Source organism: Flavobacterium lipolyticum (assembly GCF_020905335.1).
GTDB classification, from domain to species: Bacteria; Bacteroidota; Bacteroidia; order Flavobacteriales; family Flavobacteriaceae; genus Flavobacterium; species Flavobacterium lipolyticum.
The window spans coordinates 2,104,053-2,130,649 of record NZ_JAJJMN010000001.1 but is presented as its reverse complement, the minus strand read 5'-3'; the positions used below and the strand labels follow the sequence as shown (position 1 = coordinate 2,130,649).

The following is a 26,597-nucleotide window of genomic DNA, read 5'->3' as shown; positions in this document are numbered from 1 at the left end:
ATACTGAGGAAACTAAATTCACGAAAATAGTTTCCGTACTATTTGTAATAATTTTACATTAATTTACTTCATTCTCTAAGATTTATATGCTAAACTCTAAATTTGCAATAAGCTTAATGTCTTTTCCTAAAGCCAAACCTCCATTATGACTGAACGAATTGTAATCTAAACCAAAATCCTGACGCTTAATATCTCCTTTGATTTCAAAAGCAACTTTCTTCTCACCATTGTATGTATTAACTCCTATAAACTCGGCATCAAGTTCCACTACTTTGGTAACATCTTTAATCGTTAAGTCGCCCTTGAAGAAATTAATATTGTTGTTTACTTTTTGAAACGAAGTCGATTTGAAACTAATAATCGGATGTTCGTTTACATCAAACAAATCCTGAAGTTGTAAATAAGTATCAATTTGCTGAAAATTATCAATCTTGTTGTTAATGTCAAGCGAAAACTCAACCGATGCATCTTCTACTTCATTGTCTTCAATATTCACATAACCACCAAATTTATTTGTAGTTCCTCCCATGTAAGCAATAATCGAATGTCTCATTTTAATCAAAACATCTGATTGGCTAGAATCTAAGGTCCATGTTGTTTTCATAAATTACTGTTTTTACTGAGGTTATAAATTTCTCAATTCTTCGCGGAAACTTTTTTAGTGTTCTAAGTTTCCATTTAACGGTGCAAATATAAACAGGAAACTCTGAATACCAAAAAAGTTTCCAAGTTTTTTTGAAAATAATTTTAAAACAAGCCCAAAACCGCCTTCGACTCCGCTCAGGCCGACAAACACAATCACAATGTGAATGTCAGCCTGAACGAAGTTGAAGCCTCCCGCACTTACACCAAAAACCCACTATCAAATTATCAAATTACCTCCACTATCTAATTCCTCCACCATCTTTTAAAATTTTAAAAACGCAATAATTCATAATGAATCGTATCTTTGGACCTCGCAAATCAGAATTTCATTTTATGCATAATATTAGTCAGTACCAGGATTTTTTTATTCATTATTTAAAAACCCAAAGCATACATAAAGAACCCCAAAATCTTTACGCACCCATTGAATACATTCTGGGCCTCGGCGGAAAACGAATCCGTCCCGTACTTACTTTGATGGCTGCAGAAGTTTTTAATACCCCATATACAACAGCACTTCCGGCTGCAATGGCTGTGGAAGTTTTTCATAATTTCTCGCTTGTACATGACGATATTATGGATGATGCGCCTTTGAGAAGAGGACAGGAAACTGTTCATGAAAAATGGGACCTCAACACCGGAATTTTGTCCGGTGATGCCATGCTTATTCTGGCGTATCAGTATTTTGAACAATACGAACCGATTGTTTTCAGAAACTTAGCAAAACTATTCAGCAAAACGGCTCTTGAAGTTTGTGAAGGGCAACAATGGGACGTTGACTTTGAACAAAGAAATGATGTTACGATTCCGGAATACCTAAAAATGATCGAATATAAAACGGCCGTTCTGGTTGCTGCTGCCATGAAAATGGGAGCTATCGTAGCCAAAACATCTGAAAAAGAAGGTGATTTAATTTATGATTTCGGATTGAATTTAGGTCTTGCTTTCCAGCTTCAGGATGATTATCTGGATGCTTTTGGAGATCCGGAAACTTTCGGAAAACAAGTTGGAGGAGACATTATCGAAAACAAAAAAACGTATTTATACCTCAAAGCAAGAGAATTTTCTTCTCCTGAAAAAGCTTCAGAGTTAGAGCAATTATTCCGTTTACAATTAGAAGACAATACCGCTAAAATAGCTACTGTAAAAGCAATTTTCAATGAATCCGGTGCTTCAAAAGCCACTCAGGATGCCATTGAAATGTATACGTTTAAAGCTTTTGAAACGCTGGATCAAATGGATCTTAACGCTGAAAAGAAAAATATCCTGCGTACTTTTGGGGAGAACTTAATGGGGAGAAAGGTCTAGGCTTCGACTTCGCTCAGCCTGACATTCGACTTCGCTTAGCCTATCATTCGACTTCGCTCAGCCTGACATTTGACTTCGTTAAGCCTATCACTCGACTTCGCTCAGCCTGACAGTTGACTTCGCTGAGCCTATCACTCGACTTTGCTCAACCGGACAATTGACTTCGCTGAGCCTATCACTCGACTTTGCTCAGCCGGACAGTTGACTTTGCTCAGCATGACATTTGACTTCGTTAAGCCTATCACTCGACTTCGCTCAGCCTGACATTCGACTTCGCTTAGCCTATCATTCGACTTCGCTCAGCCTGACATTTGACTTCGTTAAGCCTATCACTCGACTTCGCTCAACCGGACAATTGACTTCGCTCAGCCTGACATTCGACTTCGCTCAGCCTGACATTTGACTTCGTTAAGCCTATCACTCGACTTCGCTCAACCAGACAATTGACTTCGCTGAGCATATCACTCGACTTTGCTCAGCCGGACAGTTGACTTCGCTCAGCCGGACAGTTGACTTCGTTAAGCCTATCACACGACTTCGCTCAGCCGGACACAATAATTTAAATGATAACGTTGTGTCCGGCTGAGCGAAGTCGAAGCCCCCCCTTTTAACTAAAAAAGTACATCCGGATCAACCAAGTCCGATAATTTTTGTTTTAAATCTTCTTCCAAAATGGTTAAACCATACTGGTACGAAGCATTCATCCATCCAAAACCTTCTTCGGGGATAAAATCAAATTCGGTTCCAACGTTTCCATATTCTGCAAAGATTTTATGCGAGCTGATCGATAAATCAAACTTTTCCGGAATGGTTCCGTTATAATCCACTGCATTTCTGGTAATCAGCCAAAGCCAGCGGTATACCATTTCCTGTGCTTCTTCATTAAAATTATAATTCAGCAAACCTTCCCACAAAAGCATTTGATGCGGTGCCCATCCAAACGGATAATCCCATTGACGCACTGGTGCATTTTCGTCTATAGCTGCAATGGATTCTTTGGTACTTCCAGCAATTCCGCCTTTCATTTTAAATTTTGGAAGGGTCTTTTTTACCAGAATGTCTGCTTGTTTGGGTGTGCTTATTTTGGCCCAAAGCGGGTAAAAAGTAGTTGCAGCCTCAAAAAAATGCTGCTCTTCATTTACAAAATTATAATCCAGATAACATCCATATTCTGAATTCCAGCACAATTGATTGATTTTTTCCTTTCTTGAAGCTGCTTTCGCAAGCCAATATTCGGTTGAAAAAGACTGGTCTTCAAAATATTGAAATTCGTTTTTAAAATACTTCCTAATCAAAAAGGCAATATCCGTTTCGTATTTGTAAAGCAGACTATTTATCGCAACGGTATTTAAATTGGCACAAATTCCAACCAGTCTGTTGGTCGTGTCATGACCACTTTCGCGCATGCTTCGGTCGTGAATAAAATACTTATCCAGTTCGACATCGACCACTTCTCTTTCCAGATATTTTTTTTCGAATTCACGGGTAGACAGATTGTATTTCGGTGCGTATTGCTCCAGAATATCATCAAAATGCCCCTCCTCTACTTCAAATGGCAGTCCAATTCCTTCAGCTTTATACCGATTCAACCCATTAGCGGTTAGTCTTTTGCCTTCTTCCATCCAAACCGTCAGATATTCTTTAATGGCCGTTTTTAAATGTCTTTCGATCCAGAAAATATCCGGATTCGATTTTTCCAAAACATCGATAATCAATGACGTATAAAGCGGAGGCTGCGTACGGGTTAAATAATAACTCCGGTTCGCATTTAGTATTTTTCCGTAATGATCAATCTGGTATTTAAAATTCTCTGCAATTCCCAGAGCCAACTCTATTTTATCATCTATCAAAAGTCCTTTGGCAATAAAATAACTGTCCCAGCCATACATTTCATTAAACCTTCCGCCGGGAACTACAAAAGGAACTCCCGAAATTTCATTGTTTTTAATTTGAAGTGCCAAAGCCAATATGCCCGGTTTTTGATTGAGCGACATGACATACTCCGGTGAAATATGTTTCGGCATTTGTACCACTTTTAACTTTGGAGTTACGGCTTCCAGTTTTTTGAAATAATCAAAAACGATTTCATCTCCAAAAGGAACATACAAATACGAAATAGCATTTTCTATTTTATTGTCTTCCAGTATTTTTTTGACACCATTGGCATCAATCGTACGTGTTAACCCTTTCCAATACAGGTTTTTTATTTTTCCGGAGATTCTTTTTACAGGATCCTCTACAATTTGATCGAGACTGATTTCGGCAAATTCCGTATTTTCTTTTTTAGCCAAAGCCAGTTCCTGCAATAAGTTTGAAAGCTGGTAGGTTCCTTCAATAAGGATTGAATTTCCCTCTTCACCATTCAGTAAAAATCGCTTCGGACCATGATCATCAATCGTTATTTTTTTATCGCCGTCAGTATCTTCCTGAGCCAATAGTTTTTCGATAGTTTGGGATATATGTAGTTTAAATTTCATCTTTTGCAGTTATTTTTTTAAGAATAAAAAAAGACACTAATAATAAAGACATTGGAATTAATGTAAAATAAAATGCCTTTTCCGGTCCTTCATTTTTAAACAGCCAACCTGTTATTCTGGAGCCTAATGTTCCGCCAAGAGCCGAAAAAATCACAATTAATCCTGTCATCGAACTTTGCAGATTTTTAGGCAGAGCACTCAATACAATCGAATTTAACAACGGATAAATTGGTGCAATAAACAATCCGATTAAAGGAAATGCGAAACCAATTAAAGGTATGTCTGCCAGGGTATTGATGCTTTTCACTTCCAATCCAACGGTTTTTGGAAGTACAAAAACTACAATCAGCATGGCTGAAAGAATACAGAAACTTAGCACCCAGAGCCAGCCCACTTTTTTAGTTACAATTCCGGCAATCATCCTTCCGGCTGCCAGTGAAATAGCCAAAATACTAGCCATCATAATGCTTATATTTTCAGGCAAATGCAGCACTTTTGTATTGAATGTAGGCAACCACGAAAGGATTCCCTGTTCAATCATTACAAACAAAAAGACACTGATTACAAAAACAACCGTTAGCAATTTCGCCATTAAACGGAACATTTGCATGAAATCGTCTTTGAGATCTGCTCCTGCGGCGACTTCGGTTTCTTCAAACTTCACAAAGCACAAAAACAGAAACGACAGCAACGACAATCCGGCCAGAAACCAATACACATTTAGCCACGAATTGGGGTCTTCTTCCTTATTAAAAGCCGGAAACAGAAAATAAGCCAGTGCAATTCCAACCATAAAAAAACCTTCAATACTGCTCATCAAGGCATTGTGTTCCTTTTTGGTTTCGGTAACAGTACCAATTAAGGAATAAACCGAAACTTTAATCAAGGCAAACGAAACTCCAACTGTTGCAAAGAGAATTTTAGCATTGTCAAATGAATTTCCAAAATACATGGAAATACAAGCCAGAGTAACCAAACCCAAACCAATCAGCATGGATTTTCGATAGCCGATTCTGGGCAAAAAAGAGGCTATAAAAAAGGAAACAATCGCAATAGGCATGTCCTTAAACGCTTCTAAAATACTCGCCTGAACTTCATCTACTCCATAATTTTTCTGCGATTTCAAAATCACAATGCCCACGCTATTCAGGAGAATAGCGAAGACAAAATAATTGAGGTAAAGAGAGATTTTAATTCCTATGTTTTTCATTTTTTATTGGTTTGTCTTTTAATCGTTGAAATGTTTCAGGTTTCAGGTTTCAGGTTTCAGGTTTCAGGTTTCAGGTTTCAGGTTTCGAACATACTCTACACCTCACATCTTACATTTCACCTCCCACATCTCTTAAAAGTTAATCGCCACCGAAAATCTAAAGGCGCGTCCTAAAATTGGTCTTGCCATAAAAACATCACTTGCGGCTGACGTAGTTTGTCTTGGATCACCTTCGGTTAAACCTATTTCATTGAACAAGTTTGAAGCATCAACCGCAAAACGAAGATTATGATAGGTATAATTTAATCCCGCCCCTACTTCTTTATAAGCCGGCAAAACTTGTTTATTGTCCTGATTCGTGAATTTTTTATCATAATAAGAGAACTGCACATAAGCTGTAAAATCTTTTGTAATATCAACTTCCGGTCTTAAGTTACAGAAAAACTTAGGTATTCTCCTGGCTGTGTTTCCGTTAAAATTAAAAGTCGATCCGTCAGCATTGGTACCCGTAAAATTATCATACTCCGGTTTTTGAACCGTAAACGTAAAGTTCATTTTTACCATTTTATATCTGGCATTGGTTTCTACTTCAAGACCAATATTGTTTACATCGGCGAATTTATTCTCAGAAGTTCCATCCGATAAAATATCCGTAAAGGCAACATTTTTCAAATTCATATGAAACAGGTTGGCATTTACATTGAAGAAAGAATTAGAATATTTATACCCCAACTCAAACTGATTTACTTCGGTGTTTTCCAGCTTGCTCAAATCGGCTGCATTATCATAAAAGGACTCTTCAATAGGCGATCTGAAACCGTGGCTGTAACGTACATACGAAGCCATATTGTCATTGAATTTGTAGTTTCCGGCAGCGGTATACGACCATTCGCTCACATCATATCTCCAATACGTATACGGATTTCCTTTTACCGTTGTTACCTTATCATCCGCTGTATTGTTGTTTAAAACTCCCAGGTTCTCTGCAAAAAATCTCGCATTGTCTCGGTAACCGGAATACTTGTCCTTATTGTATCGTAAACCGGCATTGAAAGTCAGCTTGTCTGTCGCTTTAATTTCAGCATCGGCATAAACATCATTCAAAACTCCTTTGGTTTGTGCGTCTCTTTCTAACCAAGTAATTCTCTCCACCCCGTTCCAGGTATGATTTACACCTGATGTATTGTCTTTTACATTTAACAATCTCGGATTGTCTGAAACTCCCACTAAATAAGAATTCCAGTTCCAGTATTGATTCGATTTCCAGTTGGAATAATAGTAACCCGCAGTCAGTTTTACAGGATCTAAATCAAACGCAAAAGAGAAATTGTTGGCAAAATTGTTCATCTTTTTCTCGATGTGCCAAAGATCTGCTCTCATAATTAAAGCATTCGGATCAAGAGTTGCTCCATTATCTACATAAGAATAGGTCAGATTACTGGCTGTTGTATTCTGAACCCCTGTTGCATAAGCATCTTGTGTCCACGGACCTCCATTTGGAAAAATAGCATTGTAATTCAAATTGATATTGGTTTGTTTGAATGCATTCTTAAACGTCACTTTCTCCGATATCTTCTTTTTAAATTCCGCACCAATCGAGTTGATGATCGGATGAGATCCATCTTCCAAATCTGCCGTAAAAGTTCCCCCACCGTATTGCGGTACATTTAAACGGCTGAAATTTACTGACGTCAAGGTTCCGTAATTTGGATTAAAGCCCGGAATTCCTTCTATTTTACCATTATTACTTTTTAATGGAATTGGCAAATAGAACGCATTTCTGTCATCCAGATGTTTGAAGTTAATTCTCAAATAATCGTTATCATCAAATTTATAGGTAATATTCCCTTTGATTTGTCCTCCTTTATTGGCAGTAAAACCGGTATTTCTTACCCCATTATCGGCTCTGTAAAAACCTCCAACGTTAAAGAACAATTTGTCCTGAATTAAAGCCCCCGATAAATTAAGGTCGGTACGGAACATTCCGTAATCTGAAGTCGAGAATTTAGCTCTTCCCTGAAAGTCATTCTGTCCTGTCTTCGAAATAAAATTGATGATTCCTCCCGGCGCATTATTAGCAAAAATAGATGCTGAGCCCCCGCGAACTGCTTCCATTTTGCTCACGGTTTCGTCTAATCTGTAAAAAGTATCAGCATTCGCAAATTGCAGCGCGCCATCTTCAAAAACCGGCAATCCGTCTTCCTGAATCTGTACATACTCATAGGCTCCGGCAGACGGAATTCCTCTTGCAAAAAGGTTGTTTCCAATTTCTCCCCCTGAAGCTTCTACCACAAATCCGGGAATCGTTTGCAATAAAGCAGCTGTACTTGCCGGTGCCCTGTCTTCGATAGCCTTAGCTCCCATGGTGGTAATGGCCACACTGGATTCTAATTTAGACCTCGGACTTGAAGATCCTGTTACGACCACTTCTTTCAAACTTTGTGATTCCCCTTCGAGAAGTAAATTAACCTCTAGAGATTCTCCTTCTTTTACAGTGATTTGTTTTCCAAAGGTTTTATAGCCAACATTGGTCGCTACAATGGTATAATCTCCTGCGGGAATATTGGAAAATACGAACCTTCCGTTTTCATCTGTAATCGTATTTTTATCTGTTCCTTTAAGCGAAACATTGGCTCCCGGAATCGTTTGGCCGCTCTCATCGAGTACCTTTCCGGAAACGGTATTTTTATGCTGTGCAAACAAATGGTTCGGAACAGAGATTAAGCACCATATCAAAAATACTATGCTTAAATAAGAATGTTGCTGTTTCATGTTTTTTTGGTTTAGTTAGTAAATCTTTCATTTATGAAATGTAAACTTACTCAAGGAATTAACTCTAATTTAAGAATTCTAAATCGAAAACGTTTTCGAAATCCCCTAAAACGTTTTCGGAAGTTAATTTTTTATTAATACACTTTATTTTTTAGTACTTTTATTTCATGAATGACACCAAATTAATAGATATAGCCTCGGCATTGGGAATTTCGGTTACCACGGTTTCAAAGGCATTAAAAGGCTATACCGACATTAGTAAGTCTACACGTGCCCGCGTGATCGAAATGGCCGAAACCATGAATTACATGCCCAATTCGGTTGCGGTAAACCTAAGAACCAATGAAACCAAAACAATAGGTGTAATCATTCCGGCTACCGTGCATCATTTCTTCTCCAGTGTCCTAAATGGTATCCTCGAAGAAGCCGAAAAAAGAGGTTATCTTGTCATTATATTACAATCCAACGAAAAATACGAACTGGAGAAAAAACAGCTGGCCTTATTAATTCAAAAACGAGTTGACGGGGTTTTAATGTCACTCTCTAATGAAACGGATGACTTTACTCATATTAATGAAGCCATCCGCAAAAACACGCCTGTTGTTTTATTTGATAAAATTGCCAAAAGAGTCGATTGTTCCAAAGTCGTGATCAATGATGCCAAAGCGGCATTCGACGCTGTTTCTTACCTCATTAATAAAGGATTCAAAAAGATCGCACATTTCAGGGGTTCGTACGTTCCTCAAAACTCCATCGACAGATTCTTAGGATACAAAAGAGCTTTGGAAGCACATGGAATTGAATACGATTCCAAACTAGTTTATGTGTGTGATAACAATACCGATTTTGAAGACGGTTACGAAAATGCTCAAAAAATAATGACGGAACACCCCGATATAGACGCCATTTTTGCCATCACCGATCTGGTAGCCATCGGAATTATCAAATACTTTAATGAAGCGGGAATCAAAACACCGGAACAGGTAGCGGTTTTTGGGTTCAGCAATTGGTTTATGAGCACGGTTATATCACCTAAATTAACCACAATTGACCAACCCGGCTTTGAAATGGGCCATCAGGCCGTTTCGCTTTTAATCGATGAAATTGCCGACCTGAAAGAGCATCGGCCGGTGACGCATCAAATTATTGAACTTCCTACAAGAATCATTGAAAGAGAATCAACCGTAAAATGATTTTTTAGTTTTAACTTTGCGTCAATTCTTAAAAAGCCTCAATGTTTCCAATCCCTGCAAATACCGACATTTTATTGGCTGATGCCGAAAGCGAAAATCTATATTTAAGTTTGATTGAGCAAATTAACAAAGACTTTAATTTGGCCAACGAAGGAATAGATTTTCCAATGAGCATTTCTCCCGAAGAACTAAAAATTCAACTTCACGAGAAAATCTATAGAATGATTCAGTACAAATTTGCGGAGTACCTCAATCTGCTTTATATCATCGATGTTTCTGAAGATGAAATCAAAAAACTCGACGGTTCTGATTTGGTAATCTTAGCCGAGCAGGTCTCCTTTTTGATTTTAAAAAGAGAATGGCAGAAGGTTTGGTTTAGGAATTATTATAAGTAGAGGGGCTAAAGTACTGAGATACTAAGGTGCTGAGACTCTAAGTTTCTGAGATTCTAAGTTTTTTCTATACTTGTTTCCCATCCATCGTAATCTCCATTATATTCAATTGCCTTTTCCCATAGATAGATTACATAATCATTTACACTATTTTCATCAACTTTGTCAATCCTTTTTATTTGTAATTGATATGGAAACTCATCATTAATTTTATCTGAACTCACTAGTTCAAATCCTTTCTTACTAACTTCTGTCAAATAATTATTTCTTTGTTTTTCATCTTTGAAATAAATCCAGTGAAAAACTTCTCTTGAAGCAGTTAGCTTATCACCAGCATTACTCAAAGAATTTATCACTCCAAGATTTGCATCTATTTGAGCTTGTTTTTTAACATCAACGTTTTTTGTTTCTTTTTGTTGACAGGACGAACTTCCAAGAAGAATTCCAAAAAGAAGAGCAAAATATTTTTTCATTTAAGAACTGTAATTATGATAATGAATTAAAAACTTAGCATCTTAGCATCTCAGCACCTCTAAAAATAAACTCTCACAAAAGGCATAAACCCTGATCCGTAAAGACTTGTATTTTTATCATACAAAACATCATAACGTGCTTCCCTTGTATCAGTTGTATATAATTTCAAATAGAAAAACATGATTACTAATAAACTAAAAACGGCACCAACTGACCATAATAGCATCAACTTTTCATAATCATTATTTTTTCTTTTGAACTTTTTAATCAAAATCCAAAGAATAAGAGAAACAATTGCAACCCAAAAAAAGACATCAAAGGATCTTGTGTTAGATGGCAAGTCCGAAATAGACCAATATGTATAATAATTCATTTAAAAAGAGGTTCTAAGGTTTTTATACCGTCTCTCCTAATTTTTTATTTTCGACTATTTTTTGAATCAAATCTCGAAATGTTTCAATTTCTCCAGTTGTAACACTACTTTTCTTGTACATATAAATTGGCAATATTTGATCTATCCAATATTTATATCGTCGTTGTGGTTTTTGTTTTTCATATTCTAATTTATCAAAAACCCTAACACCTGTTAAAGTGACTTCTTCCATAAGAGGGGAAAAATTTTCATAGACGTCTAGAAAATCTTTGATTTTTGTTGAAGGTCTTAAAGCTGCAACATCAACACCTTTATCTTTTAAGTTTCTTTTTAAAACGATAAACGTTGCTGCAGATAAACACTCATTACCTAAAATCTTAATTGGATTTATAATTTCTTTTTCTGCAGTTGTAGATAAAAAATCACAGAGATCACCCAACGTTTTTTTCTTCTCTGGATTTAAAATAGAATCCCATTTTTCTGAGGTTTCATTAATTCTAAATTCTTTGTTTAAAAATTCAGCAAGCTTATCCCACTTCACTAAATCTCGCGCTCTTCTCCAGTCTTTAATTACTGTATTTGTTTTTAATACAAAAGATTCATCTGTCTCCAGATCAAGAGGACTGCAAAGTCTATGTTGTTCTTTAAATATTTCGAAAATTTCACTAGAGGTATAACGTATCGTATTATTCATATCTTCAAAAAAACTTAGCATCTTAGCATCTCAGAACCTTAGCACCTCTAAAAATAAACTCTCACAAAAGGCATAAACCCTGATCCGTAGAGACTGGTATTTTTATCATACAAAACATCATAACGTGCTCCAATAGTAACACTTCCGGTTCGGTAACCCGCACCAAGATATAAGGCGGTATTCCAATAATCATCAGAATAACTTGGTCGATAGGCCGTTGATTTATAGTCTGTATTGATACGAACCTGTTCCAATTCTGCTGACAGCTGAATTTCAGGAATCGGATTCACGAGTCCAACCAGGCTTCCGCCATAAACAAAAGAACTATAATAATTTTTAGAAGACAAATAACCAAATTGCAATCCAACACCAACCGCCACTATTTCGTTTACATTATATATGGCACTTGGTGAAACCGAAATGTCCGTATATCCGGAACCAATTCCTAAACCAAGACCTCCTCCAAACTGAACTTTCTCCCAAAAATGATTGCTGTTGTCTATGACATATTTTTGTTGTGCAAAAGCAGAACTCGAAAATGAGACAGCCAAAATCACAAAAAAAGTTTTGAAAACGATTGAAATTTGATTTTTATCCATAGTAGAGTCTATTTTTAACAAATTTTTACGTAAAAGTACGTAAAAAAAAGATTTAAATAAATGTGATTGTTGTACTTTTGCGATTCTATTTAACAAAAAGTATATTCACTCATATTATGGATAGGTTTTCATTTTTAAATGCAGCGCATACAGAGTTTTTCGCACAATTATATGATCAGTATTTAGTAAACCCAGATAGCGTTGAGCCAAGCTGGAGAAGTTTTTTTCAAGGTTTCGATTTTGGACAAACGACTTATAATGACGAAAATCCGGTTCAACGAATCGTTGAATACGTAACAAACGACAACGTAGATTGTAGTTTAGTTTCTGATAAATTACAAAAAGAATTCAATGTCCTAAAATTAATCGATGCTTACCGTACTCGCGGGCACTTGTTTACTAAAACAAACCCAGTTCGTGATCGCAGAACATCGTCTCCAACTTTAGACATTGAAAATTTCGGATTAACAACTGCTGATCTTTCAACAGTTTTTGATGCTGCTCAGGCAATCGGAGTAGCGCCTTCTACACTACAGGATATTGTTACACGTCTTCAGACTATTTACTGCCAGCACATTGGTATCGAATACATGTACATCAGAAATCCCGGCGTTGTAAAATGGATCCAGGACAAACTGGCTGTAAACGTAAACCAGCCAAACTTCTCTTCTGACGAAAAGAAAACAATCTTAAATAAATTAAACCAGGCTGTATCTTTCGAGAACTTCCTGCATACTAAATATGTAGGACAAAAACGTTTCTCATTAGAAGGTGGAGAATCTATCATCCCGGCTTTGGATGCCTTGATCGAGCAGGCTGCTGAAAAAGGTGTTGAACAATTCGTAATGGGAATGGCTCACCGTGGTCGTTTGAACGTTTTGGCTAACATCTTCGGAAAATCAACTCAGGATATTTTTGGTGAGTTTGACGGTAAAGATTACGATCAGGAATATTTTGATGGTGACGTAAAATACCACTTAGGTCTTACTGCCGACAAAAAAACAAGAACAGGAAAAAACATCAATATCAATTTAGCACCAAACCCTTCTCACTTAGAAACGGTTGGAGCAGTAATTGAAGGAATCACAAGAGCAAAACAGGACAAATACTACCCGAACGATTTCTCTAAAGTACTACCTATTGCCGTTCACGGAGATGCTGCAATCGCAGGTCAGGGAATCTTGTATGAGATCATTCAAATGGCTCAACTTGACGGTTACAAAACAGGTGGTACAATTCATATCGTTATCAACAATCAGGTTGGTTTTACCACTAACTATTTAGATGCACGTTCGTCTACATACTGTACAGATGTTGCCAAAGTAACACTTTCACCGGTATTACACGTAAATGCTGATGATGCTGAAGCTGTGGTACATGCCGTATCTTTTGCATTAGATTATAGAATGCAGTTTGGACGTGATGTATTTATTGACTTATTAGGATACAGAAAATACGGTCATAACGAAGGTGATGAGCCTCGTTTTACACAACCGGTTTTATATAAAATCATCGCTAAACATAAAAATCCAAGAGATATTTATGCAGAGAAATTATTGTCTGACGGCATAATCGATGCTTCTTATGTAAATGCTTTAGAAAAAGAATACAAATCTGCTTTAGAGGAAAACTTAGAAGCTTCCCGTAAAAAAGATTTGACGATTATAACTCCATTCATGCAAAACGAATGGAATGGATTTGTTCAGGTAACAGATACGCAAATGTTAGAAAAAACAGATACTACTTTTGACAAGAAGGAACTGGATTCTATCATCAATACAATCTCGACATTACCGGCAGACAAGAAATTCATCAACAAGATCACTAAAATTGTTACTGACAGAAAAGTTGGATACGACAACAACACTTTGGATTGGGGAACTGCGGAAGCATTGGCTTACGGTTCACTTTTAACAGAAGGATTTGACATTCGTATTTCCGGTCAGGACGTAGAGCGTGGTACATTCTCTCACCGTCATGCGGTAGTTAAAGTGGAAGATTCTGAAGAAGAAGTTATTTTACTGGACACTATAGCGAACAAAAAAGGAAAATTCGGTGTTTTCAACTCGCTTTTATCTGAATATGGTGTTCTTGGTTTTGATTATGGATATGCCTTAGCGAATCCAAATGCTTTAACTATTTGGGAAGCACAGTTTGGAGATTTCTCTAACGGAGCCCAAATCATGATTGACCAGTATATTTCTTGTGGAGAAGACAAATGGAACAACCAAAACGGTATTGTTTTATTATTGCCTCACGGATATGAAGGTCAGGGAGCTGAACACTCTTCTGCAAGAATGGAACGTTACTTACAACTTTGTGCAAGACACAATATGTATGTTGCCGATTGTACAACACCGGCTAACTTCTTCCACTTGATCAGAAGACAAATGAAAACGAAATTCCGTAAACCATTGGTAGTTTTCTCTCCAAAAAGTTTATTACGTGATCCAAGATGCGTATCTACTGTTGAGGAATTAGCAAACGGAAGCTTCCAGGAAACAATCGACGATACTACAGTAAACAAAAAAGACGTAAAATCTTTAGTATTCTGTACCGGTAAATTCTACTACGACATTGTCGCTGAAAGAGAAAACAACGGAAGAAATGATGTTGCAGTGGTTCGTATCGAGCAATTATTCCCTTTCCCTGTAGAGCAAATCAAAGAAATCATCGCACAATATCCAAATGCTGACGATTACGTTTGGGCACAGGAAGAGCCTAAAAACATGGGAGCTTACAGCTTTATGTTGATGAACTTTGACCTTGTGAAATGGAGATTAGCTTCATTGAAAGCTTACTCTGCTCCGGCATCAGGAAGTTACACACGTTCAAAACGTCGTCACGCCGATGCTATCAGAATGGTATTCGATAAAAATTTATTCAGATAAAAAACAATGTTTCAAGTTTAAAGTTTCAGGCCCCTACAAAACCTGAAACTTTAAACAAAATAAACTTTAAACAAAGAAATAAGATGATTCTAGAAATGAAAGTCCCTTCACCAGGGGAATCTATAAAAGAAGTTGAAATCGCAACTTGGTTAGTAAAAGACGGCGATTATGTAGAAAAAGATCAGGCTATTGCTGAAGTTGATTCAGACAAAGCTACTCTTGAACTTCCTGCTGAAATGAGCGGAGTTATTACGCTTAAAGCGGAAGAAGGTGATACAGTAGCGGTAGGTGCTGTAGTTTGTTTAATCGATACTGACGCAGCTAAACCATCAGGATCTGCGCCGGCTGCTGAAGCTCCAAAGGCAGAAGCACCAAAAGCTGAAGTAAAAGCTGAAGCACCAAAAGCTGCTCCGGTTCAGGCTCCGGCAGCAACAAGTTACGCAGCAGGAACTCCATCTCCGGCAGCAAGAAAAATATTAGACGAGAAAAACATTGCTCCGGCTTCAGTTTCAGGAACTGGTAAAGGTGGAAGAATCACTAAAGATGACGCTGTAAACGCTGTACCTTCAATGGGAACTCCAACAGGAGGAAGCCGTGGAACTGAGCGTACAAAATTATCTATGTTGCGTCGTAAAGTAGCAGAGAGATTAGTTTCGGCTAAAAACGAAACAGCTATGCTTACTACTTTCAACGAAGTAAACATGACACCAATCAACCAAATTCGTAACGAATACAAAGATGCTTTCAAAGCAAAACATGGTGGTTTAGGTTTAGGATTCATGTCATTCTTTACAAAAGCAGTTACAAGAGCTTTAGAATTATACCCTGATGTTAACTCTATGATGGATGGTGACTACAAAATTGCTTACGATTTTGCCGACATCTCAATCGCAGTTTCAGGACCAAAAGGATTAATGGTACCAGTAGTTCGTAACGCTGAATTATTAACTTTCCGTGGAATCGAGGCTGAAATCAAAAGATTAGCGCTTAGAGCACGTGACGGTCAAATTACCGTTGACGACATGACAGGAGGAACTTTCACTATTACTAACGGTGGAGTTTTCGGAAGTATGTTGAGTACTCCAATCATCAACCCTCCTCAGTCAGGAATCTTAGGAATGCACAACATCATCGAGCGTCCAATTGCTGTAAACGGTAAAGTGGAAATTCACCCAATGATGTACGTTGCACTTTCTTACGACCACAGAATCATCGACGGACGTGAGTCAGTTGGTTTCTTAGTAGCTGTAAAAGAAGCCCTGGAAAATCCATTAGAGTTATTAATGAATGGAGATGCTAAACGCGCTTTAGAATTGTAATTGTAATACTTTTCAACAATCATACAAAACCTGCTCCTTAACTGAAGCAGGTTTTTTTTCTTAATATTGACTTAAAATCCGCTTAAAATGTTAAAAAATTGCACAATAAAAAGTTTTGCCTTTTAAAAATTAGTTTATTTAGAATAAATAAGAATAGTTTGTTTGATTTGTATTCTGCACTTAAATTTGCACTATTAAAATCAATTCTAAATAATAATGAAAACCAAATACACAACAACATTTTTGGCTTTTCTCTTTGCACTGCTTGCATCTCCAACCATTTGGGCACAGCAAAGAGCAAGCATAAAAGGACAAATTAGCCTTAGTAACAATCAGGCCGCAGATAATGTGACCATTATCTTAAAAGGGACCAAAATAGGAACCAATACAGACAGCAGAGGTTTTTACGAAATTAAAAACATCAAACCGGGAAACTATGTGATTAAAGTTTCTGCGGTTGGGCATTCTTCAAAAGAAAAAAGTGTTTCTCTTAATGGCGGAGACGAAATAATTGAAGATTTCACGATCAGTTCCAATTCTGAACAACTGGACGAAATTGTAATCAACGGTCACGGAAAAAAGAATCCATTAGCCCGCAAAGAAAACCAGCAAGTATCAAGATTACCTCTTAAAAATCTTGAAAACCCGCAAGTTTATTCTACTATTACAGGCGAATTGTTAAAAGAACAAGTCGTAACCAATATCGACGATGCTCTTAAAAACGCACCGGGATTAACCACACTTTGGGCTTCTACAGGACGTGGAAATGATGGTGCTGGCTACTTTTCTCTAAGAGGTTTTGCTGTTCAGCCTACTATGATTAACGGATTACCGGGACTAACAAACGGAAGTCTTGATCCTGCCAATATCGACAGAATCGAAGTAATCAAAGGACCATCAGGAACCTTGTTTGGAAGCAGCCTTATTTCCTACGGAGGATTAATCAATATTACAACCAAAAGACCTTACGATCATTTCGGAGGAGAAATAAGCTACACTACTGCAAGTTACGGATTAAACAGAGTTACTGCCGACGTTAACACCCCATTAGACGACGAGCACAAAATAAACCTGCGCATCAATTCTGCTTATCACACTGAAAATAGTTTTCAGGATGCAGGATTTAAAAAATCATTCTTTTTTGCCCCTTCTCTGTCTTACGAAGTAAACGATAAACTTTCGTTCTTTGTTAATACTGAATTCATGAACAATAAAGCGACCAATCCAACCATGTTGTTTTTAGACAGAGGTACTGCTTTAAGAGTTCACAATATGAAAGAACTGGGCTATGACAACAAACGTTCTTATACCAGTAACCAGCTTACTATAGAAACACCTTCATACAATCTGCAAGGACAGATGATTTACAAGTTTAATAACGAATGGACTTCTCAAACAGTGGTTTCCAGAGGATCAACAAAGTCTGAAGGCTACTACACCTATCTGTACGAAAAAACGAAATCAATACCCACTATTTCCGAAGGAATAGTATTGGGTCGTTCTTTAAACTATCAAAATTCGACAACTTTAACTACTGATATTCAACAGAATTTCATAGGCGATTTTAAAATAGGAACCTTAAGAAACAGAATTGTTGCAGGTTTTGATTACTTCAACACCTCATTGATAAACAACAGTACCGGATATGTTGCAAATGGAGATGTATACATTGGTAATGCCAGTTTGAAAAGGGTTAACGAAGAGGTCTTCAAAATTACCGATCCTGCAAAATACATTACAACCGGTGATAACGGAAATTTATCCAAAGCCGGAACTGATGCTCTTTTAGCAAAAGCAAAAACAAACAACAACAAAACAAAACAGGAAGTATACAGTATTTATGTTTCGGATGTCATCAATTTTACCCCTGCATTGTCAGCCATGGCAAGTGTACGTGTAGACCGTTTTATGAACGCCGACAACGGAGGATACAATCAAACTGCTTTTTCTCCTAAATTCGGATTAGTGTATCAGCCGATTTTGGACAAAGTTTCTGTTTTTGTCAATTATATGGATGGATTTTCAAACGTTGCTCCCGGAGAAGACCTGATTGCAGGTGTGGGAACTCCAAGAATTTACAACCCGGAACATGCTAATCAATTTGAAGTTGGTACTAAACTGAATCTTTTCAAAGACAAACTTTACGCCACTTTCAGTTACTATGATATCAAAGTTACCGATCAGGTTTACAGCATCAGAACCGATGCTACAAACTCTACTTCTTACCAAAATGGAGGCCAGAGAAACAAAGGTTTCGAAGCTGAAATCGTTTCTAACCCTGTTGCCGGTTTAAATATTGTATTTGGATACAGCTACAATGATGCAGTACTTACCGCAGGTGATCCTGAATTTGTAAACTTCAGACCGGAAAGCGCAGGAGCAAGAAATTTAGCGAATCTTTGGGCCAGCTACAAATTTTTGGAAGGACCGCTACAAGGTTTCGGATTAGGTTTTGGAGGAAATTATGTGGGTGATAACAAAATCATGAACAGAAAAACGACCGGAGCGTTTACGATTCCTGAATATACCGTATTAAACTCTTCTATTTTCTATGCTGCAGAGAAATTCACTTTAACCTTAAAGATGGATAACATTGCAAATGCAGATACTTATGATGGATGGTCTACGATTCATCCCAGAAATATGAGAAGTGTAGCGGCAAGTTTCGCTTATAAATTCTAATAAAAATCAAAAAAACACCTTTCTTTACAGGAAAGGTGTTTTTTAAATTTCGTCAATCATGATCACAATTGCAAGTCTTATTGTTTTTTTAGCTTTTTACACGCTGTACTACACCTCGAAAAGAGCCACATTATCGTATGATTTAGGTTTCGAAAAATGGATGAAAAGCAATCCTAAACCAACTAAGTTTTTAGGCCTGGGACTTCTTTTACTAGCTTATGTGCTCTGGCTGCTTACACAGTCCTTGTGCTGCGGAACCCTAATGTTCTTTATTCAGCTCATGACCATTGGAAGTCTGATCATCATTCTGGCTCCTCTAAAAAAAATAAGCCGCTTTGCTATTCTCGGTTTTTTTATCCTTGCAGCGCTACTGGAATTTTACTACTACTAATTCATTTCTACTTAAAATATGCCGGCCAATCCAAAATATTTAACCCAATCCAAATGGCAAAGATTTGCCAAAATTACAGCTGCTATATTAGGCGGCTATTTTGTTTCAGTCACCTTTCATTTGGCTTTAGCAGCCTGGTTCAGTCGTGCCGATATACTGATGACCATGGCTTTTAGCGGATTCATCCTCTGGGTAGCCCTGATGGTCGTTGCCTTTCTGGCCAAAAGCGGATGGAAAATATGGGGCATCTACATCCTTATTACTTTAATTTTCTCTCTTTTCATATACCTGGGTCAAACCTACAATCCAATAGCAAAATAATCCATGAACAATCGTAATTACAACATCTATTTTCATACTCATACCGTTAGCGGAATTGTGATTAGCGTAGTACTTTTTGTGATTTTTTTCGCAGGATCCTTTTCTTTCTTCAGAGATGAAATTATCAATTGGGAAAGAAATGAATCTACTGCCTTAACCAAAGAAATCCAGCTCGACTATACTTCAGCTTTACAAAAACTGGACAAAGAATACGTCTTACACGGAAGAAACATTACCATTTCGAAACCAAGTACGGAACGAAGAGTAGCTGTTTATATGGAGGGTACAAAAGATACCCTGGCCCCTAAAAAACAACAAGAAGGATCGTTTTTCTACCTTGACACCAAAACCTTCAAAACCTTTACTTACGAAGATTCTTATTCTTTAGGAGAATTTTTATACCGCTTGCATTTCCTGGCACAAATTCCTTATCCTGCCGGTTATTACCTTTCGGGTTTCACCGCCTTGTTTTTTTTATTTGCCATCGTAACCGGGCTTTTACTGCATTGGAAAAAAATCGTTTCCAACTTCTACATCTTCCGTCCAAAAGAAAAACTAAAAACCTTATGGACAGATGCTCACACCGCCTTAGGAATGATTGGATTGCCTTTTCAATTTGTATATGCTGTAACCGGAACTTTTTTCATGATTAAACTCTTAATTGTGGCTCCGGCAGTAATGGCTTTATACAAAGGCGATCAGGACAAATTATACAAAGAACTGGAATATAAGGATCCTGAATACAAATTCGACAATAAGAAATTAGCAGCACCATTTAATATCGATCAGCTTGTTGCGAAAACAAAAAACAGCTGGAAAGATTTTGAAATCACTCGTGTTTTCATTCAGAATTATGGAGATGCCAACATGCACGTTTTAGTCGAAGGCCAAATGTTAAGTCATAAAAAATTCACCGGAATTGGGAAGATTGTCTATCGAATTGCGGACGGAAAAGAAATGGCCCGAAAAAATCCGATTACTCAAAACAACTATCTCGACGTGGTAAAAAACGTTCTGTATCGCATACATTTTGGTGATTATGGAGGTTATGCTCTCAAAATTGTAAGTTTCGTTCTAGGTATAATTACCTGTTTTGTCATCATTTCGGGCGTTATGATTTGGTTAGTCGCCAGACAAAAAAACAACTTACCCGAAAAGAAAAGACGTTTTAATGCCGGAGTTGTTAGAATCTACCTAGCCATATGCCTGAGCATGTACCCGATCACGGCCTTTGCTTTTATTGCGGCCAAAATATTCCACCCTCTCACTCAGGATCAGTTATACATGGTTTACTTTATAGGATGGCTTATTCTTACCGTGTTTTTCATCCTTAAAAAAAATGACGCTTTTACCAACAAATACTGCTTAATTTCAGGAAGTATATTAGGTTTTTTAATTCCAATTACAAACGGAATTGTCTCCGGAAATTGGTTTTGGACCTCTTTCATGCAAAATAAAATTCAAGTCTTCTTTGTGGATATTTTTTGGATATTCCTGGCTTCCATAACTCTTTATGTCGCCTGTTCATTACAACCTAAAAACGAAGCCGTTTCTAAAAAATAAATAAAATTACTTGCTCCCCATTGATTTTGCGTATAATTTTGCGTTTTTACAATAAAATGGGATTCAAAACACAAATACGATTTCTGCACAAATGGCTCGGATTAATTTCCGGGCTTATTGTTTTTATTATCAGTATTACCGGTTGTATTTTTTGTTTCCATGATGAAATAAAAGACATCACCCGTAAAGAATGGCGAGTCGTTGAACCTCAGAGCAAACCTTTTGTACTACCCTCTGTATTAAAGGAAAAAGCCAAAGAGATTCTACCAAATTACAACTCAAGTATGGTTTCGTATTACGGAAAAAACCGTTCTGCAATTGTTTACACCTATGCTGATAGCGAAAATCGATACCTCTACTTCAATCCCTACACAGGAAAACACCTGAAAACCGAAGATCCCGATACCGACTTTTTTATTATTGTCGAACGCATTCATTTGTATTTACTCTTACCGGATTATATAGGAAAACATATCATTGGAAGCGCAACCATCATCTTCATTTTATTAGTAATTTCAGGACTCATTCAATGGTGGCCCAAACGAAAAAGCGATCTCAAACGAAGCTTTACTGTAAAATGGTCCGCTAAATGGAGACGTGTCAATTATGACTGGCACAATACTTCCGGATTTTATATTTCGATTCTTGCCGTAATTATTGCCATAACCGGTTTAACTTTCACCTACGAGTGGGTAAGTGACGGAATCTATAGTACGTTCAATTTTGGGGGAGATAAAACGCTGGAAATAAAAGTACCTGTCATCGATACGACAAAATTCAACAGCAACTCCGTTACTGCTGTCGATCGCGCTTTTACAACAACCGCAAAACTTCAACCCGATGCCGAAATGTATTTTGTTACCTTTCCACAGCAAAAAGGTAATATCATCGAAACAGGAGCTTATCCGCATGCTTTACGATACGACCATCAAAGCAACTATTATTTTCATCCTCACACTGGAAAACTGATTCAAAGCGAACCGTTCCAAAAGAAAACGCTGGGTTTACAGGTTGTCGAAATGAATTATGGCATCCATACTGGACAAATCTTAAACCTGCCCGGAAAAATTATGGCCTTTATCGTAAGCTTAATTGCAGCCGCACTTCCTTTAACCGGTTTTATCATCTGGTACGGAAGAAATAAAAAATCTAAAAAAAGCAGAGCATAAAAAAACTCTCCTCAATTTTATTGACTTATTTATCCACAAGTTTTTTTTAAACTCCCGCAGATTTAGCAGATTTATTTAGATTATTTTGCAGTATACCAAACAAAAAAATCAGCACAATCAGCTAACCCGAGCGAAAGCGAATTGGCGAAGCAATCTGCGTAAAAAAAGGATCAAGAACAAAAGTCGGGAAGAAAAAGGCTGAAAGCCTGAAAAGCAACAACATCGTGCGCAGCACTATGAATTAGACTAAGGTGTAGAATTGCCCTGAAAGGGCAAAAGCAAACTTATACCTTACAATTTTCAATAAAGACCAAACCGCTCTTTTATAAAATATAATTCAAAATAGAATAAAATCAACTTTTTGCGTGTAAGCTTCTGCCCTTTCAGGGCGTAACCGATATTCGCTATCATTACTCATAGTGCTGCGCACCATTCTATTGGTTAAGCTCTTTCAGAGCAATACTCCCAACTTTTGCACCTGATCCGAAAAAACTAAAATACCGAAATACCAAGGCATAAAAAAAACCGTCTCGTTAAAAACGAGACGGTTCTATAAATCATTCGAAATCTTATTAATTTCTATTGGCTAAAGCATTTTTCTGTAAATTCTTAACAGATGTTACTTTGCTGTTTTCATACGCTACTTCGCAAAGATTTTTGTCATTGAAGAAAATCCATTTTCCGGTTTTTACTCCTTCAGTGTATTCTCCAACAGCCATCTTATTTCCTTTTGTATCATAAGATACCCAAACACCATCTAACTTACCGTCTTTGAAGAAACCTTCTTGTTGAACACTACCATTTTCATAGTAATACGTAGCTTTTACTCTATTTCCAACAGCTTCCAATTCCGGTTTTATCTCTTGTGCAACTAAAATTCCAGAGAACAATATTGCAACTAAAATTACACACTTTTTCATATCTTTAGGTATTAATGTTATCAAATCTTTATCAAATATAATCAATTGTTTACATTAAAAAAACTTTTACTTAACAATTTGGTAACATTGGATAAAAACTTAACATTGGAAATTTTTCAAAAACAAAAAAACCAAAGCTTAAGCCTTGGTTTTACTGCTATTTCCTAAAAAATATAAAACTTTTATAAACTTGTAATTTGAAACGTAAGTTACTTTAATAACGCATCTAATTGCGTCTGAAGCTCTGGAGATGAAGGTCTTTCTGCATCACTGCTCACTACTTTACCGCTTGGATCCACAATAATAAATCTTGGAATTCCGGTAACACCATAGCTCGTTACAAACTCTGATTCCCAGTCTTTATCCGCAAACAATTGAATCCCTCCAAGCTTCTTATCCGTCACAAACTTCTTCCATTTTTCATTATCCTTCGCTTTATCCACAGATACACTCACGAACTCAATATTTTTCCCATGATACTTTTCTTCCAGTTTTTGTAAATACGGAATCTCAGCTCTGCATGGCGCACACCAGGTAGCCCAAAGATCAATATAAACGTACTTTCCTTTTAAATCAGAAAGCTTCGTTTTTCCACCTTTATGATTTTCGTAATCAAAATCAGGAGATAAAGTTCCTGTCATCTTATTGGCTTTTGCAGCACTCTCATAGTCATCTTTAGCGTAACGATTAAAACTTTCAAATTTCTTTTTCAAAGCCGTCGTAAATTCAGCGTCGAAATTACCTTTCTCTAAACTTGCCAGATCCGTTTTCAGCTTTGCTTCCAATAGCGATGCAAACTCCGTAGCTTCCTTAACAAAAGCTTCCTTCTGAAACTTTTCATCATTTAAAGCCTGCTGAGCCAGAAAATTACTTTCGCCAACCCCTTTTCCTTTGTACACAATCGTTTCGTCAAACTCCTTGGCGTCCATTGTCAAATTAACATCCGAATTGGGTTTTAAATACAAATTAGAACCTTCCGTTCCATCCGAAAACATATAAAAACCCTTTGGAGCATCAAAAGAAGCCACAAAAATTCCCTTTTTATTAATTGGAATCACCTGTTTGAAATTATCTTTTCCTTTAATTACTAAAGTATCACTGTTTCGGTTCGTAATCTTAGCTGTGAATTTAATCGGGCTCTTGGTCTGACCGATCACACCCAAGGTGCTGCAAATCAACAAACCGGTTATTAAAAATTTGTTCATATCAATTGGAGTTTAGATTTTGTAATCCAAATCTAACGAAATTAGCCTCTCGAAATTTAAGAATTAACAAAATATTTCAAATTTCTAAGCATCAAGTCATCACTTTACTATATTAATTTGAATTTTGTGTTTACTTTTGCAGTCTAAAATTTTGATCATGTATAGAAGTCATAATTGTGGCGAATTAAACGCCTCAAATATTAACACGGAAGTTACACTAGCGGGTTGGGTTCAAAAATCACGCGATAAAGGATTTATGAATTGGGTTGATTTACGTGACCGTTATGGAATTACACAACTTATTTTTGACGAAAGCCGCACGAATAAAGCAGTTTTTGAACTTGCCAAAACATTGGGAAGAGAATTTGTAATTCAGGTAAAAGGAACCGTAATTGAGCGTGAAGCCAAGAACAAAAATATTCCAACCGGTGAAATCGAAATTTTAGTATCGGAACTAACTATTCTGAATGCCGCTTTAACACCTCCCTTCACAATCGAAGACGAAACGGATGGTGGTGAAGATATCCGAATGAAATACCGTTACTTAGACATCAGAAGAAATCCTGTAAAAAACAGTTTATTGTTCCGTCATAAAGTAGCTATGGAAGTTCGTAAATATTTATCGGACTTAGATTTCTGCGAAGTAGAAACTCCATATCTTATCAAATCGACTCCGGAAGGAGCACGAGATTTCGTTGTACCAAGCCGTATGAACGAAGGACAATTTTATGCCTTGCCACAATCACCTCAAACCTTCAAACAATTATTGATGGTGGGTGGAATGGATAAATATTTTCAGATTGTAAAATGTTTCCGTGACGAGGATTTACGTGCGGACCGTCAGCCTGAGTTTACACAAATCGACTGCGAAATGGCCTTTGTAGAGCAGGAAGACATCTTAAATGTTTTTGAAGGACTGACCAGACATTTATTAAAAGAAATCAAAGGCATTGACGTAGACAAATTCCCAAGAATTACCTACGACTATGCTATGAAAACATATGGAAATGACAAACCGGACATTCGTTTCGGAATGGAATTTGGTGAATTAAACGAATTTGCGCAACACAAAGAATTTCCGGTATTCAACGCTGCAGAATTAGTAGTAGGTATTGCCGTTCCGGGAGCAGGAAACTATACCCGTAAAGAAATCGATGCCTTAATTGACTGGGTAAAACGCCCTCAGGTTGGAGCATCAGGAATGGTGTATGCCAAATGCAACGACGACGGAACTTACAAATCTTCTGTAGATAAATTTTACGATCAGGATGATTTAGGCCAATGGGCAAAAATCACAGGAGCAAAACCGGGAGATATGATTTTTGTTCTTTCAGGACCTGCCAATAAAACCCGTGCACAGCTTTCCGCACTTCGTATGGAACTTGCAACCCGTTTAGGCTTGCGTAATCCGGAAGAATTTGCACCATTATGGGTAATTGATTTTCCACTATTGGAATTAGACGAAGAATCAGGGCGTTACCATGCAATGCACCACCCGTTTACCTCTCCAAAACCGGAAGACATGCAACTGCTGGAAACAGAACCAGGGAAAGTTCGCGCAAACGCTTACGATATGGTGTTAAACGGAAATGAAATTGGCGGAGGCTCGATTCGTATTCACGATAAAGCAACACAGCAATTAATGTTCAAATATTTAGGCTTTACTGAAGAGGAAGCTAAAGCACAGTTTGGTTTCTTAATGGACGCTTTCCAGTTTGGAGCACCGCCACACGGAGGTTTAGCTTTTGGATTAGACCGTTTAGTAGCCATCTTAGGAGGTCAGGAAACCATCAGAGACTTCATTGCATTCCCTAAAAACAATTCGGGACGTGATGTGATGATCGATGCTCCTGCAGCAATCGATGAAGCACAATTGAAAGAACTTGCAATAAAATTGGATTTGAAATAATTTCTTATTCTCTTTTTTAGAAAATAAAAAACGACAACTAAAAGTTTCAGTTGTCGTTTTTTTATGCATTTTGACGTCATTTCACCCTTT

The 26,597-nt window shown here is 37.2% G+C and carries 21 protein-coding genes; 11 read left to right on the top strand and 10 right to left on the bottom strand.

The features are described 5' to 3' along the window. Positions 1 to 82: 82 nt before the first annotated feature. Complete coding sequence (locus LNQ34_RS09450) at positions 83 to 604, bottom strand: YceI family protein (RefSeq protein WP_017494629.1); 522 nt, start codon at positions 602 to 604, stop codon at positions 83 to 85. 374 nt (positions 605 to 978) lie between these two features. On the opposite strand from LNQ34_RS09450, the gene LNQ34_RS09445 reads away from it, so the two are divergent. After that, complete coding sequence (locus LNQ34_RS09445) at positions 979 to 1,953, top strand: polyprenyl synthetase family protein (RefSeq protein WP_202701646.1); 975 nt, start codon at positions 979 to 981, stop codon at positions 1,951 to 1,953. Positions 1,954 to 2,564: 611 nt separating this feature from the next. Here the strand turns inward: LNQ34_RS09445 and LNQ34_RS09440 are convergent. The 3 genes from LNQ34_RS09440 to LNQ34_RS09430 all read right to left on the bottom strand — a co-directional run bounded on the left by LNQ34_RS09440 (position 2,565) and on the right by LNQ34_RS09430 (position 8,412). Beyond that, positions 2,565 to 4,430, bottom strand: a complete 1,866-nt coding sequence (locus tag LNQ34_RS09440) for a trehalase family glycosidase (RefSeq protein WP_229999406.1) — start codon at positions 4,428 to 4,430, stop codon at positions 2,565 to 2,567. Continuing rightward, the gene (locus LNQ34_RS09435) at positions 4,420 to 5,640 is read right to left on the bottom strand and encodes an MFS transporter (RefSeq protein WP_229999404.1); all 1,221 of its coding nucleotides are present in this window, start codon (positions 5,638 to 5,640) and stop codon (positions 4,420 to 4,422) included. The genes LNQ34_RS09440 and LNQ34_RS09435 overlap by 11 nt, the downstream gene beginning before the upstream one ends. 132 nt (positions 5,641 to 5,772) lie before the next feature. Further along, positions 5,773 to 8,412, bottom strand: a complete 2,640-nt coding sequence (locus LNQ34_RS09430; protein WP_229999403.1) for a TonB-dependent receptor — start codon at positions 8,410 to 8,412, stop codon at positions 5,773 to 5,775. 167 nt (positions 8,413 to 8,579) lie between these two features. On the opposite strand from LNQ34_RS09430, the gene LNQ34_RS09425 reads away from it, so the two are divergent. Both LNQ34_RS09425 and LNQ34_RS09420 read left to right on the top strand, forming a co-directional pair. After that, positions 8,580 to 9,605, top strand: coding sequence for a LacI family DNA-binding transcriptional regulator (locus LNQ34_RS09425; protein ID WP_070906102.1), 1,026 nt, complete (start codon positions 8,580 to 8,582; stop codon positions 9,603 to 9,605). A 41-nt stretch (positions 9,606 to 9,646) separates the two neighbouring features. Continuing rightward, positions 9,647 to 10,000, top strand: a complete 354-nt coding sequence (locus tag LNQ34_RS09420; protein ID WP_202701613.1) for a hypothetical protein — start codon at positions 9,647 to 9,649, stop codon at positions 9,998 to 10,000. Positions 10,001 to 10,053: 53 nt separating this feature from the next. Here LNQ34_RS09420 and LNQ34_RS09415 read toward each other — a convergent pair whose 3' ends face one another. The 4 genes from LNQ34_RS09415 to LNQ34_RS09400 are packed head-to-tail and all read right to left on the bottom strand — an operon-like array spanning position 10,054 to position 12,137. After that, entirely contained in the window at positions 10,054 to 10,470 is a 417-nt protein-coding gene (locus tag LNQ34_RS09415) for a ribonuclease E inhibitor RraB (RefSeq protein ID WP_229999401.1), read from the bottom strand. A 59-nt stretch (positions 10,471 to 10,529) separates the two neighbouring features. Continuing rightward, positions 10,530 to 10,844, bottom strand: a complete 315-nt coding sequence (locus LNQ34_RS09410) for a DUF4149 domain-containing protein (RefSeq protein ID WP_229999399.1) — start codon at positions 10,842 to 10,844, stop codon at positions 10,530 to 10,532. 22 nt (positions 10,845 to 10,866) lie between these two features. After that, positions 10,867 to 11,538 (bottom strand): hypothetical protein, encoded by a 672-nt coding sequence (locus tag LNQ34_RS09405; protein ID WP_229999398.1) that lies wholly within the window; start codon positions 11,536 to 11,538, stop codon positions 10,867 to 10,869. A 47-nt stretch (positions 11,539 to 11,585) separates the two neighbouring features. Continuing rightward, a complete protein-coding gene (locus LNQ34_RS09400; RefSeq protein ID WP_202701611.1) occupies positions 11,586 to 12,137 on the bottom strand; it encodes a hypothetical protein in 552 nt (183 codons plus the stop codon). A 116-nt stretch (positions 12,138 to 12,253) separates the two neighbouring features. Here LNQ34_RS09400 and LNQ34_RS09395 point away from each other — a divergent pair, with 116 nt between their 5' ends. The 7 genes from LNQ34_RS09395 to LNQ34_RS09365 all read left to right on the top strand — a co-directional run bounded on the left by LNQ34_RS09395 (position 12,254) and on the right by LNQ34_RS09365 (position 22,473). Then, positions 12,254 to 15,028: a 2-oxoglutarate dehydrogenase E1 component gene (locus LNQ34_RS09395; protein WP_202701610.1), complete on the top strand. Its 2,775-nt coding sequence runs from the start codon at positions 12,254 to 12,256 to the stop codon at positions 15,026 to 15,028. A gap of 83 nt (positions 15,029 to 15,111) precedes the next feature. Then, complete coding sequence (gene odhB, locus LNQ34_RS09390) at positions 15,112 to 16,347, top strand: 2-oxoglutarate dehydrogenase complex dihydrolipoyllysine-residue succinyltransferase (protein WP_017494618.1); 1,236 nt, start codon at positions 15,112 to 15,114, stop codon at positions 16,345 to 16,347. Positions 16,348 to 16,563: 216 nt separating this feature from the next. After that, positions 16,564 to 19,029, top strand: coding sequence for a TonB-dependent receptor (locus LNQ34_RS09385; RefSeq protein WP_229999397.1), 2,466 nt, complete (start codon positions 16,564 to 16,566; stop codon positions 19,027 to 19,029). A gap of 58 nt (positions 19,030 to 19,087) precedes the next feature. Beyond that, positions 19,088 to 19,420 (top strand): hypothetical protein, encoded by a 333-nt coding sequence (locus tag LNQ34_RS09380; RefSeq protein ID WP_229999396.1) that lies wholly within the window; start codon positions 19,088 to 19,090, stop codon positions 19,418 to 19,420. Positions 19,421 to 19,438: 18 nt separating this feature from the next. Continuing rightward, positions 19,439 to 19,741 (top strand): hypothetical protein, encoded by a 303-nt coding sequence (locus tag LNQ34_RS09375; protein WP_229999394.1) that lies wholly within the window; start codon positions 19,439 to 19,441, stop codon positions 19,739 to 19,741. Positions 19,742 to 19,744: 3 nt separating this feature from the next. After that, entirely contained in the window at positions 19,745 to 21,304 is a 1,560-nt protein-coding gene (locus LNQ34_RS09370; RefSeq protein WP_229999392.1) for a PepSY-associated TM helix domain-containing protein, read from the top strand. A 56-nt stretch (positions 21,305 to 21,360) separates the two neighbouring features. Continuing rightward, positions 21,361 to 22,473 carry a PepSY-associated TM helix domain-containing protein gene (locus LNQ34_RS09365; RefSeq protein ID WP_229999391.1) on the top strand — a complete coding sequence of 371 codons (1,113 nt, stop codon included), beginning with the start codon at positions 21,361 to 21,363 and terminating at the stop codon, positions 22,471 to 22,473. Between the two features lie 572 nt (positions 22,474 to 23,045). On the opposite strand, the gene LNQ34_RS09360 is transcribed toward LNQ34_RS09365, so the two are convergent. After that, on the bottom strand, positions 23,046 to 23,393 hold the full coding sequence (locus LNQ34_RS09360) for a toxin-antitoxin system YwqK family antitoxin (RefSeq protein ID WP_017494612.1): 348 nt from the start codon (positions 23,391 to 23,393) through the stop codon (positions 23,046 to 23,048). A 209-nt stretch (positions 23,394 to 23,602) separates the two neighbouring features. Then, entirely contained in the window at positions 23,603 to 24,598 is a 996-nt protein-coding gene (locus tag LNQ34_RS09355) for a TlpA family protein disulfide reductase (RefSeq protein WP_202701604.1), read from the bottom strand. Positions 24,599 to 24,755: 157 nt separating this feature from the next. Here LNQ34_RS09355 and aspS point away from each other — a divergent pair, with 157 nt between their 5' ends. After that, a complete protein-coding gene (aspS, locus tag LNQ34_RS09350; protein ID WP_229999389.1) occupies positions 24,756 to 26,507 on the top strand; it encodes an aspartate--tRNA ligase in 1,752 nt (583 codons plus the stop codon). Positions 26,508 to 26,597 lie beyond the last annotated feature (90 nt).